This window comes from Thermohalobacter berrensis (assembly GCF_003609645.1).
GTDB classification, from domain to species: domain Bacteria; phylum Bacillota; class Clostridia; order Tissierellales; family Thermohalobacteraceae; genus Thermohalobacter; species Thermohalobacter berrensis.
Window position 1 is genome coordinate 78,885 of the sequence record NZ_MCIB01000039.1, and the last position, 13,848, is coordinate 92,732.

At 30.8% G+C, this 13,848-nt stretch carries 14 protein-coding genes; 2 read left to right on the top strand and 12 right to left on the bottom strand.

Annotation, left to right across the window (positions count from 1 at the left end; translation table 11 throughout):
* Positions 1-9: 9 nt before the first annotated feature.
* Entirely contained in the window at positions 10-231 is a 222-nt protein-coding gene (locus BET03_RS12800; protein ID WP_120170689.1) for a sulfurtransferase TusA family protein, read from the bottom strand.
* A gap of 15 nt (positions 232-246) precedes the next feature.
* Positions 247-939 (bottom strand): YeeE/YedE thiosulfate transporter family protein, encoded by a 693-nt coding sequence (locus BET03_RS12805; RefSeq protein ID WP_120170690.1) that lies wholly within the window; start codon positions 937-939, stop codon positions 247-249.
* A gap of 203 nt (positions 940-1,142) precedes the next feature.
* Between BET03_RS12805 and BET03_RS12810 the strand changes: the two genes are divergently transcribed.
* A complete protein-coding gene (locus BET03_RS12810) occupies positions 1,143-2,018 on the top strand; it encodes a nucleoside hydrolase (RefSeq protein ID WP_120170691.1) in 876 nt (291 codons plus the stop codon).
* Positions 2,019-2,166: 148 nt separating this feature from the next.
* Here the strand turns inward: BET03_RS12810 and BET03_RS12815 are convergent, their stop codons facing one another.
* Entirely contained in the window at positions 2,167-2,634 is a 468-nt protein-coding gene (locus BET03_RS12815; protein ID WP_120170692.1) for a hypothetical protein, read from the bottom strand.
* Between the two features lie 25 nt (positions 2,635-2,659).
* Entirely contained in the window at positions 2,660-2,965 is a 306-nt protein-coding gene (locus BET03_RS12820) for a YerC/YecD family TrpR-related protein (RefSeq protein WP_120170693.1), read from the bottom strand.
* A gap of 352 nt (positions 2,966-3,317) precedes the next feature.
* On the opposite strand from BET03_RS12820, the gene BET03_RS12825 reads away from it, so the two are divergent.
* Positions 3,318-3,578 (top strand): hypothetical protein, encoded by a 261-nt coding sequence (locus BET03_RS12825; protein WP_120170694.1) that lies wholly within the window; start codon positions 3,318-3,320, stop codon positions 3,576-3,578.
* Positions 3,579-4,365: 787 nt separating this feature from the next.
* On the opposite strand, the gene purD is transcribed toward BET03_RS12825, so the two are convergent.
* The 8 genes from purD to BET03_RS12865 form a co-directional block, all read right to left on the bottom strand.
* Positions 4,366-5,628, bottom strand: a complete 1,263-nt coding sequence (gene purD / locus BET03_RS12830; protein WP_120170695.1) for a phosphoribosylamine--glycine ligase — start codon at positions 5,626-5,628, stop codon at positions 4,366-4,368.
* 239 nt (positions 5,629-5,867) lie between these two features.
* Positions 5,868-7,400, bottom strand: coding sequence for a bifunctional phosphoribosylaminoimidazolecarboxamide formyltransferase/IMP cyclohydrolase (purH, locus tag BET03_RS12835; RefSeq protein ID WP_341466511.1), 1,533 nt, complete (start codon positions 7,398-7,400; stop codon positions 5,868-5,870).
* A gap of 182 nt (positions 7,401-7,582) precedes the next feature.
* Positions 7,583-8,209, bottom strand: a complete 627-nt coding sequence (gene purN, locus BET03_RS12840; RefSeq protein WP_120170697.1) for a phosphoribosylglycinamide formyltransferase — start codon at positions 8,207-8,209, stop codon at positions 7,583-7,585.
* Complete coding sequence (gene purM, locus BET03_RS12845) at positions 8,200-9,240, bottom strand: phosphoribosylformylglycinamidine cyclo-ligase (RefSeq protein WP_120170698.1); 1,041 nt, start codon at positions 9,238-9,240, stop codon at positions 8,200-8,202. The genes purN and purM overlap by 10 nt, the downstream gene beginning before the upstream one ends.
* A gap of 5 nt (positions 9,241-9,245) precedes the next feature.
* Entirely contained in the window at positions 9,246-10,646 is a 1,401-nt protein-coding gene (gene purF / locus BET03_RS12850; RefSeq protein ID WP_341466512.1) for an amidophosphoribosyltransferase, read from the bottom strand.
* An 813-nt stretch (positions 10,647-11,459) separates the two neighbouring features.
* Positions 11,460-12,158 (bottom strand): phosphoribosylaminoimidazolesuccinocarboxamide synthase, encoded by a 699-nt coding sequence (gene purC / locus BET03_RS12855; RefSeq protein ID WP_120170699.1) that lies wholly within the window; start codon positions 12,156-12,158, stop codon positions 11,460-11,462.
* Positions 12,159-12,169: 11 nt separating this feature from the next.
* Positions 12,170-12,688, bottom strand: coding sequence for a 5-(carboxyamino)imidazole ribonucleotide mutase (gene purE / locus BET03_RS12860; RefSeq protein ID WP_279230410.1), 519 nt, complete (start codon positions 12,686-12,688; stop codon positions 12,170-12,172).
* A complete protein-coding gene (locus tag BET03_RS12865) occupies positions 12,678-13,832 on the bottom strand; it encodes a 5-(carboxyamino)imidazole ribonucleotide synthase (RefSeq protein ID WP_120170700.1) in 1,155 nt (384 codons plus the stop codon). The genes purE and BET03_RS12865 overlap by 11 nt, the downstream gene beginning before the upstream one ends.
* Positions 13,833-13,848 lie beyond the last annotated feature (16 nt).

The window sequence follows — 13,848 nt, forward strand, 5'->3', positions numbered from 1 at the left end:
TATCACTCCTTATTTCTCTATATAAATCTCCCATTCTCCTTCACTTACTTCCATATAATCAACATTATGCCCTTGTTTTTTTGCCCATTCAACTACATTTGCTATTGAACAGCTATGATTTGTTTCTAGGACTAAAATTTCCCCTTTTGCCATCTTTTTTAATTCTTTCATTGCCTTTAGAAGTGGTATAGGGCATATTTCATGCATGCAGTCTATTCTAACCTCTTTCATCTATTACCCTCCTAATTACATAGACATAATATTATTTTTTTTATCATACCAGTCTGCTAGTATATAAAGTCCTGCTAATACTATAAGCTGTATTATAACTGACTTAACAAACCCTATATGTTGAGGAAAATAAATAGTAGGGGACTGAGCTATTAACAACTTGTCCCAAAATTGGAATTGATTAGCTCCCAAAAGTGTACCTATTATAAACCCTACTAAAACTAATATTTGCAACAAAAAACCTTCTCCTATTCTCATTAAAGTTCCACTTGCACAGCTTCCTGCTATAACCATACCTATCCCGGACATTAAGGCCCCTATAATTGTGTGAATTCCTACTGGATGAATTTTTCCTACAACATTCTCTATACTAAAGTTTTGAATATCATCTATATTCATATACTGAACTATTGCAAATCCAATTGTTGATATCATAAATGCAATAATTATAGCCTTAAAAAGTGCTGTATTTCCTACCATAATAAAATCCCTAAAACTGGATGTAAAGCAAAATCTAGATTTTTGAAGAACAAAACCAATAAATAAACCTATAATCCAAAAACTACTATAACTAATGCCTTTAACTAATAGAAAAAAATATATTCCTAAAGCCAGAACCATCAATATGAGTCCATAGTGGGTTTGATTTTTCTTCTTTTTAAATTCCTTTTTTCGCCTTTTCTTTAATTCTTCTATTTTCGAGGACATTCTTGTCCCTCCTTATATAATTTACTTTAAAGAATGTTAAATAATAATCAAATTCTCTATTTTTATTATACATTAATAAAATTAACTTTTATATATATTATAATTATATAGAATAACGATTCTTTATATATTAGTTAATTACTTGGTTTTATACCTTTTTTTTGCTAAAATTAAATAAAGCAATAAAGAAAGGAGAAGTTAATATGCAAAAAGTGGTATTTGACTGTGATAACACCATGGGAGTAAAAGGGAAAGATGTTGATGATGGATTAACTCTGTTATACCTATTAGGTAGAGATGATATAGAGCTTTTAGGTGTTACAACAACCTTTGGAAATAGTACTATTGATATTGTTCATGAGAACACAGCTAATATGTTTAAAGAGCTAAATATAAAAAATATTCCCCTTTATAAAGGAACTGAAGATAAGAGTAAAAGGATAAGCCCTGCATCAGAATTTCTTGTAAACATTGTTAATAAATACCCAAATGAAATTACAATACTTGCCACAGGCTCCCTAACAAACCTTTATGGTGCTTATAAAATAGATAATGATTTCTTTAAAAAAGTAAAAAATATTGTACTTATGGGAGGCATAACTAAACCTTTAATAATAAATGGTAAAAATTTAGATGAACTAAATTTCTCTTCTGATAATGAAGCTTGTTATAAAGTCTTAACTTCAGGAGCAGAAATAACTATAATGACAGGACATATTTGTCTTCAAGCCTTTGTTGAAAAAGAAGAATTTTATGAAACTATTGAAAGTAAAGATTTAAATATATATAAATATATAAAAGAAAAAACTACTAACTGGTTTGACTCTGTAATGGAAGAATTCGGAATAAATGGATTCTATAATTGGGACATAGTTGCAGGTGTATATATAACTCATCCTCAATTATTTGATAAAAATATTGAAAATGTAGTTTCTACTGTAGAAGATTTAAAGACTGGATACTTAAAAATTACTAATTCTTCAAATAAAGGATATAAAATTAATATACCTACTGAAATTAAAGATATAGACAAATTTAATGAAATAATATTTAAAGCTTGGGAGAATGTAAACTTTTAATCTTTAATTATTAAAAACAATAAATTTTGTGGCAAAACTTAAAAATTCATTTTCATTTTGCAAATAACCTAGCTTTGATTTTCCCCTATGTCCTTCAGTTGCCCATCTCTCTTGGATTTCAAATTTTTTTAAAATATTTGCAAGTAATTTAAAATCTAAAGTTATTTTTAACTCTACTAAATATTCCTCTAACTGAGGATATTTTTTTTATAATTCTATAAATTAAACAAACACCATGATAAATGACCTCTGTGTCAACATTATTTTTCATTAAGTCTATGATTATAGACATATATTCTTTTAAAGTCTTAATATCATCTGGCAAAACCCTTAAAGATTTAAATGTAGTTTGTACTTGAATATTATTTCTACTATCCCTAATTATATCTATAACATAAGGGAAAAAATCACCTATATTGCTCCTCTCAATTATTTTAAAACAAATTGTCTGTTTAGAGCTATTTTCTTTAACAGAGTTACTTAAAATCTCTAAAAATTCTCCTACTGTTTTAGGATTTCCTAACATCCTTAAGTAAGCTTCAATAGGTTTTTTGTGTATACTTCTTGCATTTTGTAATATAATTTCTATTTCTTTTTCTAAAAATTTTTTATTCATATTATCCCCCTTTATCTATCTATAATTATTCTTTACTACCGTATCCAAGCCTCTCTAGAATAATTTTGTATCCATCAGCTCCATAATTTAATGCTCTATTAACTCTGCTTATAGTGGCTGTACTTGCCCCAGTCTTTTCTTTTATTTCATTATATGTCCTTTTCTGCTTTAACATTTTAGCAACTTGTAACCTTTGAGCAATAGATTGGATTTCATTTATTGTGCATATGTCTTCAAAAAATCTATAACATTCCTCTATATTGTCTAGTGATAATATAGCCTCAAATAATTCATCTAAATATTTATCTTTAAGCTTAGACTCATAACCCATTTTAATCCTCCTTCTCTTTACTGCATTTATTCCTATTATAAATAAAATACTACAAATACTTCTCTAATTCCTTTTTTTATAACACATAAGAAATTATAATCAAATAAAAATTGTGGATAAGATATAATTTCCGTTATGTGTTTCAAAAAATTCACCTTGAGAATCTTCTATTTTTAATAAAAGACTTTTTTATTATATCTTTTAAAATCATATTTCTATTTATATATTATATGGAAAAATTTACTGTAATACTTATATTTTAAAAGAGAATAATAAACTATATACAATAAAGTAAAAATACTATGTTACTGCACTTCTAAAAATTATTTAAATAGGGGAAGGAAGTGATAAAATGGGTAATTTAAATGATCATCAAAGACAATTTAGACCTGAAAATGGCCAAGACCCTATAGTTTCAACTTATAATAGAGAAAAATATCCTATAATCGAAAGAGAAACAAATGCATTTTTCTTTCCATGGAGCATGCAAAGAGATGTAGATGCAATTGATAGTATGAGGTTTTATACAGAGGTTACAGCTCATACAGAACAAAGAGGTATTGAGGGAATACCGGCATCACCTAAAAATATGAAAAATACAAGATTAAGGTAGTAAAAAGCAGCCTAAACGGCTGCTTTTTGACTGTTCTCAATTTTCAATTGTATTTAATTCTCCATTGTCCATTGTAAATTGTCAATTGTTTTTTACAGCGTGTTTCGTGTATCATGTTTTGTGTTTCGTTAATATTCCTAAGAGGTCTAGCCTTTGTTGTCCGTTACTTTGACCTGAGAAGCCATGCTTTGAAGACCGTTACTTAATCCTAAGAAGTAAGTCTAAGATGTCCGTTACTATGCCAATGAAGATATGCTAAGAGGTCCGTTACTTTGACCCAAGAAGAGAATCTAAGAGGTCCGTTACTTTGCCTTAGATGTCTAGGCTAAGAGGTCCGTTACTTAACCTAAGACGTCTAGCCTTAGACGACCGTTACTAAACCAATGAAGCCGGACTTCGAAGTCCGTTACTTATCATAGGGAGTAAAGCTCTGATGTCTGTTACCTGACCAAAGAATAAAATTCTCCGATGTCCGTTATTTGGTTTAAGAAGTAAAGCTTCGTGGTCTTTTTTCCGTTATTGAGGGATTCGTAATTCCTCAATCTTTAATCGCAGACTAAAGTCTGCTCTACAGTTTTTATTTTAACTTTTCATAATTTTCTAATTGTAAATTGTTTTCCCTAACCACTAACCACCAGCCACTAATAACTATTATTCTTTTAATTCTCCATTCTCAATTGTATTTATTGGTCCGTTACTTTACCTGAGAAGTTAAGCTTCGTGCTCTTTTTTTAGTTTTTTTCTCTTAATTGTCAATTCTCAATTCTCCATTGTCAATTGTATTTTCCTAATTGTCAATTGCATCTCCAATGTCTTTCCTATAATACATATCTTGAAATTTTATTCTTTCTATGTTATCATAAACAACTTTTCTTACACTCTCCATGTCATCTCTTAATGATGTTACTGCTAATACTCTACCACCATTGGTATAAAGCTTTCCATCTTCTTTTTTAGTGCCGCCATGGAATACTATTACGTCATCATCTATTTTATCTAATCCATTTATTTCTTTTCCTTTTTCATATTTTATAGGATATCCACCAGAAGCAGCTATAACACAAAGGCTTTTTTTAGTTGACCACTTTAAATCTTCCTTTTCTAATCTGCCATCTATTGTTTTTTCAAAAATATCAATTATATCACTTTCTAATCTTGGTAAAACTACCTCTGCTTCAGGATCTCCAAATCTAACATTAAATTCTAAAACTTTAGGACCTTCATCTGTTATCATCAAACCTATAAATAATACTCCTTTAAAATCAATTTTTTCTTTTTTGAAACCTTCTATAACTTTATCTAATATTTCCTTTCTTATTCTCTCCTTTAGACCATCTGTAAAAATAGGATTTGGTGAAAAACATCCCATTCCACCTGTATTTGGACCCTTATCTCCATCAAAAGCTTTTTTGTAGTCCCTTGCACTTTCCATTGGTACTATATTTTTACCATCAACAAAGCATAAAAGTGATGCTTCTATTCCTTCTAGAAATTCCTCAACTACTATTCTATCTCCAGATTCTCCAAATTTTTTATCTACCATAATACTTTCAATAGCATCTTCAGCCTCTTGAAGCTCTTGACATATTATTACTCCCTTTCCTGCTGCTAAACCATCGGCCTTTATTACTAATGGATAATTGTATTCACTAAGCTCATTTTTTACATCTTCATAGCTATTATATGTTTTATACTTTGCTGTAGGTATATTGTATTTTTCCATAAATTTCTTAGAATAAACCTTACTACCTTCTAGGCGTGCCCCTTCTCTATTAGGACCAAAAACCTTTAATCCCTTTTCAGTAAATCTATCTACTATACCTGCAACCAAAGGAGCTTCAGGACCCACTACCGTTAAATCAATTTCTTCTTTTAATGCAAATGCAAGTAGTGTATCAATATCCTCAGCTTTAATATTTACACACTCTGCAATTTGAGATATGCCTCCATTACCAGGAGCACAATATATCTTAGAAACCCTTTCACTTTGGGCAATTTTCCATACAATTGCATGTTCTCTAGCTCCACTTCCTATAACTAATACCTTCATCTACTTCACCACCCAACAAAATAAAATTAAAAATGTGAAATTTAAAATGTAAAATTAACTAGGTAAGAACATAATTTTAGTAATATGTTGAAAAAGTCTAGCTTAATGAATATTAAATTATTTAGTTGAAATATCGACATATTTCCCGGGCAATTTTCATTAAATAGTAATTCAAGATTTAAAATTTACAATTCACAATTAAGCATTAACCAACTCAAGGAGTTGATTAATGCTTATGATTAATGCTTAAAATGTCTCATTTTTGTAAATACCATTGTAATTCCATGTTCATTGGCCTCTTTAATTGACTCTTCATCCCTTATAGAACCACCTGGTTGTATAATTGCAGTTACTCCAGCTTCTGCTGCAGCTTTTACACAGTCTGGGAATGGGAAGAAAGCATCTGAAGCCATAACACTTCCTTTTACTCTTTCTCCACCTTGTTTTATGGCATTTTCTACTGCCCATATTCTACTTGTTTGTCCTGGACCTACTGCAATTGTTCCCTTATCTTTTGCTAATACTATTCCATTTGACTTTACATTTTTAACAGCCTTCCAAGCAAATATTAAATCTTCCATTTCTTTTTCTGTTGGTTTTCTTTCAGTTACAATCTCTAACTCATCTTCAAATAAAACTTTATCCTTCTCTTGAACTAATAATCCACCTAAAACCTTCTTCATATCATAACTTGTATAATCTTTTTTCATAATATCAGAAAGCTTAAGTACTCTTATATTTTTCTTTGATGTAAGTACATCTAAGGCCTTATCTGTATATGAAGGTGCTACTACAACCTCAATAAAAATTTCATTGATCATTTTGGCTGTTTCTTCATCTATTTCCCTATTTGCCGCTATTATTCCACCAAAAATTGATAGTTTGTCACCTTCATACGCCTTTTTATATGCTTGTTTAATTGTTTTTCCACTTCCAATACCACATGGATTTGCATGTTTAACTGCAACAACTGTTGGCTCTTCAAATTCTTTAAGTATTTCTAATGCACCATTAGTATCATTTATGTTATTAAAAGATAACTGTTTTCCATGAAGATGAACTGCTTCTGAAAGTGTACCCTTTGTTTCTTCAATTTCTTTGTAGAATGCTGCTTTTTGATGTGGATTTTCTCCATATCTTAATTCTTGCTTTTTCTCATAAGTAAATGAAATCTTATCTGGTAATTCTATACCTGCTATTTTATTAAAATAATTAGAAATTAAAGTATCATAGTGGCTAGTATGTTGGAATACTTTAGCTGCTAAATACTCTCTAGTCTTTAGAGTTACCTTTCCAGCACTTTTTAATTCATCTAAAACCCTACTATAATCATTAGGATCTACAATTACAGTTACATATTTATAATTTTTCGCTGCTGCCCTTAGCATAGAAGGACCACCTATATCTATGTTTTCAATTATTTCTTCATGTGTTACGTTCTCTTTTAATATAGTTTCTTTAAATGGATAAAGATTATTTATAACCATATCTATTGGTTTTATTTTTAATTCTTCCATTTGAGCTTTATGGTTACTATTTTCTCTTACAGCTAAAAGCCCACCATGTATTTTAGGATGAAGAGTTTTCACTCTACCATCAAAACATTCTGGGAACTCTGTTACCTCTGATATATCTATAACTTCTACTCCTTCATCCTTTAACTTTTTTGCTGTACCACCTGTTGATACAATTTCCCATCCTAAATTAACTAATTCCTTTACAAAATCTACAACTCCAGTTTTATCATAAACACTAACTAGTGCTCTTGGCATCATTTATCCTCCTTTGTTTTAATTTAGTTCCTAGTTCTTAGCTCTCAGCTATTAGTAAAAGTAAGAGCTAGGCAATTGTATTTTTCTAATTCTCCATTCTCAATTGTCCATTTTCAATTGTATTTTTCTAATTCTCCATTCTCAATTGTATTTTCTAATTGTCCATTGTAATTTGTTAATTGTCAATTAATTATACGTACTTTCCTTCCCTCAACCTTTAACTTCCCTTCACAATAAAGGCCTATAGCCTCTGGAAGAAGTTTATGTTCTATTTTTAAAACCTTCTCTCTAAGGGAATCTACTGTTTCACTTTCATCAAGCCTAACTGATTCTTGAAGTATTATAGGTCCAGTATCTGTACCTTCATCCACAAAATGTACAGTTGCACCTGATATTTTTACTCCATATTCTAAAGCTGCTTTATGGACGTGACTACCATAATATCCCTTTCCACAAAAACTAGGTATTAATGATGGATGTATATTAATTATTTTGTTCCTAAATTCTTTAACAAATTCCTTTGTTAAAATTTTTAGATAACCTGCTAATACTACCAGTTCCACTCCACGTTTTTTAAATTCTTCTATTATTGCTTTATCATAGTCTAAATGACTATCAAATTGTTTCCTATCCAAAAATAGGCTGTCTATTCCGTTCTTTTTAGCTCTTGTAAGTCCATAGGCCTCTTTTTTATTAGATATAACTATAGATATTTTTCCATTTATTTTACCTAATTTAATGTTATCTATAATTGATTGAAGATTAGTACCTGATCCAGAAATTAGGACTCCTATTTTTACTAGTGACATAACTCAACTCCACCTTTTCCTTTAGTAATTTGGCCAATTATATATGCTTTCTCATTTTTATCCTTTAAAGTATTAATAACGCTATCTACTTCATCTTCAGAAACTGCTAAAACCAATCCTATTCCCATATTGAAAGTTGAGTACATTTCATCAATTTCTATATTTCCTAATCTTTTTATAACATCAAATATAGGAGGTCTTTCTATAACTTTTGTATTAATTACTGCTTTAAGTCCCTCTGGTAGCATTCTAGGTATATTTTCATAAAAACCTCCACCAGTAATATGACTTATTCCTTTAATATTAAACTTTTTTATTAAATCATAGACAGGATTTACATATATTCTAGTTGGCTTTATTAATTCTTCTCCTAAAGTAGTTCCTAATTCATCAATATATTTGTCTATTTTATAGCCTTTAATTTTAAAGAATAGCTTTCTAACTAAAGAAAATCCATTACTATGAACACCACTTGATGGTAAGCCAATTAAAACATCGCCCTTTTTAATATCTTTTCCATCAATTATATTTTTCTTATCAACTATACCTACTGTAAATCCTGCTATGTCATATTCTCCTTCACTATAAAAATCTGGCATTTCTGCAGTTTCTCCACCAATTAATGCTACTCCAGCTTTAATACATCCGTTAGAAACTCCTTTAACAATATCAGAAGCTTTTCTTGGCTCTAACTTACCCGTAGCTATATAATCAAGAAAAAAAAGTGGCTTTGCACCTTGACATAAAACATCATTTACACACATTGCCACACAGTCTTCCCCTACAGTATCGTGTTTATCCATCATAAAAGCTATCTTAAGTTTAGTTCCTACACCATCAGTTCCAGAAACTAAAATGGGCTCATCATAATCATCTTTATTAATAGCAAATAATCCACCAAATCCTCCTATATCAGAAACTACTCCTTTTGTAAAAGTTTTTTTAACATACTTTTTCATTAATTTTACTGATTCATATCCAGCCTCTATATCTACCCCTGAATCTTTGTATGTGAGTTTTTTCTCTTTCATCACCTTCACCTCTTATCTCCCTCTTTTGGAACCTCCATTGGATAATCTCCGTTAAGACATGCAGTACAGAATCCTTCCTTTTGTCCAGTTGACTTAATAAGTCCCTCAAGTGAAAGATAAGCAAGGCTATCTGCATTTATCATTTCTTTAATTTCTTCCACAGGATAATTAGCTGCTATCAAATTCTTTCTATATGGTGTATCAATACCAAAATGGCATGAATATTTAACTGGAGGAGAACTTACCCTTACATGTACTTCTTTAGCTCCAGCCTTCTTTAGCATATCTACAATCCTTCTACTAGTAGTTCCCCTTACTATTGAATCATCAACCATTATTACCCTTTTACCTTCAACATTTTCCTTTAGAACATTAAGCTTAATTTTAACTCCTTGTTCCCTTAGATCTTGATTTGGTTTGATAAATGTTCTACCAATATATCTATTCCTTACTAATCCAATCTCAAAGGGAATTCCACTTTCCTCCGCATATCCAATAGCAGCATGTGTCCCTGAATCTGGAACAGCTATTACTATATCTGCATCAACTGGAGCTTCCTTTGCAAGTATTCTGCCTGCTTTATTCCTTGATAAATAGACATTAGCACCATCTATTACACTATCAGGTCTAGCAAAGTAAATTAACTCAAAAACACATAGATTCTTTTTACACCACTTATTACTTTTATAAGATTTTAACCCATTTTCATCTATTTCAACAATTTCTCCTGGTTCTACATCTCTAACAAACTCTGCTCCTATAGTATCTAATGCACAACTTTCTGATGCTAACACATAACCATCTTTTAATTTACCTATACAAAGAGGTCTTAATCCATAAAAATCTCTAACACCTATTAATTTATTTTCAGTAGTAATAACCATAGCATATGACCCTTTAATTATATCCATACACTTTTTAACAGCATCTCTTATGCCCCTTTTATGATATCTCGCAAGAAGATTAGCTATAACTTCAGTATCAGTAGATGTTTGAAAAATAACTCCTTCATCTTCTAAGATTTCTCTTAAACCATCAGCATTTACTAGATTACCATTGTGGGCTATAGCTATACTTCCCTTTTTATACTTTACAACTAAAGGTTGAGCATTATATGATTGGCTTCCTCCAGTTGTAGAATATCTAACATGTCCTATTCCAGCCTTTCCTTTTAGCTTTTCTAAAATTTCATCTTGAAACACTTCTGGCACTAATCCCATATCCTTGTGATAATCTATAGTTTCATTCTTACATACAGCAATTCCTGCACTCTCTTGACCCCTATGTTGCAAAGAATAAAGCCCATAATATACTAATTTTGAAACACTTTCTTCATCTTTAGAGTAAACTCCCATTACACCGCATTCTTCTTTTAATTTATCATCAAAGGGTAAATCCTTATACACATTAATCACATCCTTCTATGTTATGGGTAAAAGTCATTGGGTAGTTATTTGAACTAAAATGTCTAGCCTAAGACGACCGTTACTATACCTTAGATGTCTAGCCTACGAAGACCGTTACTTTGACCTAGGAAGAAAGTCTAGGATGTCCGTTACTATGCCTGAGAAGTAATGCTTCGCTGTCCGTTACTTAATCCTAAGAAGTCAAAACTCTGAAGTCCGTTACTATACCTTAGATGTCTAGCCTACGAAGACCGTTACTTTGACCTAGGAAGAAAGTCTAAGAGGTCCGTTACTTAACCTAAGACGTCTAGCCTATGAGGACCGTTACTAAACCAATGAAGCCGGACTTCGAAGTCCGTTACTTATCATAGGGAGTAAAGCTCTGATGTCTGTTACCTGACCAAAGAAGAAAATTCTCCGATGTCCGTTATTTGGTTTAAGAAGTAAAACTTCGTGGTCTTTTTTCCGTTATTGAGGGATTCGTAATTCCTCAATCTTTAATCGCAGACTAAAGTCTGCTCTACAGTTTTTATTTTAACTTTTCATAATTTTCTAATTGTAAATTGTTTTCCCTAACCACTAACCACCAGCCACTAATAACTATTATTCTTTTAATTCTCAATTCTCCATTCTCAATTGTAGTTATTGGTCCGTTACTTTTAAAAGCAGTTCCTTGCTCCTAGCTCTCAGCTCTTAGCAAAACTAACAAATAGTAACTACTGTTTTGCGCTGAGAACTAAGAACTAAGAGCTAATAACTGTATTTTTTAATTGTATTTAATTGTCAATTGTAAATTGTTAATTGTCCATTGCCTTACTTTATTCTCTCTAACACTTCAATATAAGATTTTTCTACATCCCCTAAATCTCTTCTAAATCTATCTTTATCAAGCTTTTTATTAGTCTCTGCATCCCATAATCTACAAGTATCTGGTGATATTTCATCAGCTAAAATAACTTCTCCATCATATAGTCCAAATTCAAGCTTAAAGTCAATTAATTTTATACCTTTACTCTTAAAGAATTTGACAAGTATATCATTAATTTTTAGGGCATAATCTTTAACCTTCTCTAATTGTTCCTCAGTAGCAAGTTCTATAGCCTTTATATGATATTCATTAATCATAGGGTCACCAAGTTCATCTTTTTTGTAACAAAACTCTAGTACTGTAGTTTTAAGCTCTGTTCCCTCTTCTAACCCTAATCTTTTTGCTAATGAACCAGCTGCAATATTTCTAACTATAACTTCTATAGGAAGTATCTTTACTGCTTTTACTATCATTTCTCTATCACTTATTAGCTCTTCAAAGTGAGTAGGAATTCCCTTTTCTTCTAAAATCTTAAACAATAAAGCTGACATTTTATTATTAATAATTCCTTTACCTTTAATAGTTCCCTTTTTAACACCATTAAAAGCCGTTGCATCGTCTTTATATTCAACTATATATTTCTTTTCATCTTCAGTTTTATAAACCTTTTTAGCTTTACCTTCATAAACCATGTCTTTTTTCAATTTACTTCCCCCTATTCATTTAAATAATCTTTATAGCCAATTTCCTCTAATTTTTCTGCCTTTGTTAATACACTTTTCTCTAATTCTTCTTTATATTCTTTCACTCTATTTTGAATTTCTTCATTTTTTATACCTATAATTTGGGCAGCTAAAATCCCAGCATTTTTAGCTCCATTTATGGCAACTGTTGCTACTGGCACACCTCCAGGCATTTGAACAATGGAAAGTAGAGAATCTAAACCATTTAATTTAGATGTTTTTACTGGCACTCCTATAACTGGTAATTCAGTAATTGAAGCTACCATACCAGGAAGATGTGCAGCTCCTCCGGCTCCAGCAATGATTACTTCTATTCCCCTAGATTTAGCATTCTTTGCATATTCATAAAGTCTTTTTGGAGTTCTATGGGCTGAAACTATAGTCAATTCATATCCTATACCAAATTTATCTAATATTTCTGCAGCTTCTTTCATTACTGGCAAATCTGAGTCACTACCCATTATTATTCCTATTTTCTTTTCATTCTTCACTTTTATATCCCTCCAAAGAAATTGCTTTTAATATTCTATTTACCTGTGTAGCCTTTGAAAAAGCTTTTTCAACGCTTTTATCAACTACTGTTATATGCCCCATCTTTCTAAAGGGCTTAACAATCTTTTTGCCATAAATATGAATATTTACACCAGATATTTTCATTATATCCTCAAGTCCTTTATAAAAAGGATGACCATTTTTTCCCTCTTCTCCTAATATATTAACCATTACAGCAGGGATAATTAAATCAGTTGACCCAAGGGGCAAATTACAAATAGCCCTAATATGTTGTTCAAATTGTGAGGTAACACAAGCTTCTATTGTATAATGACCTGAATTATGAACCCTTGGGGCTATTTCATTTATCAATACTCTTCCACCCTTAGTTAAAAACATTTCTATGGCAAATACTCCGACTCCATCTAATAGCTCTACACATTTTATAGCAATTTCTTGAACTTTCTCTACTATATCCTTTTCTATTCTTCCAGGGGCAATAATTCTATCACAGATATTTTTATTATGGTCAAACATCATTTCTACTACAGGAAAGACCTTTACTTCTCCATTTATTCCCCTTGAAACAATAACAGCTAGCTCCTTTTCAAACTCCACATATTTTTCAGCAAAACTATCACATTCTAATGCATTAGAAAAATCTTTTTCAGTTTTTATAACTTCAACCCCTCTGCCATCATATCCACCTATACATGCTTTCTGTACAAAAGGAAAACCAAATTTTGAAGCTGTATATTTTAAATCTGAAATCTTTTCAAACTCTGGTGTTGGAAGGTTATTTTTTCTTAAAAACTCTTTTTGCACATATTTATTATTTATAGTTTTTAATATTTTTGGAGAAGGATATATTCTATAGCCTTCTTCTTCTAAACTACATAAAATATCAGTATTTATATGTTCTATTTCATAGGTTGTAACATCACACTTTTTTACAATTTCCGATATCTTTTCTTCATCATATAAATCACCGACAATAACTTCATCGGCTATTTTAGCTGCTGGAGAATTGATGGAAGGAGCTAATACACATACATAGAAATCCATTTTTTTTGCTTCTTGGATAAGCATTTTTCCCAGCTGCCCTCCACCGATTATTCCAACTTTTGTATCATTCAGGTTCATTTTTTCACCTCACTAA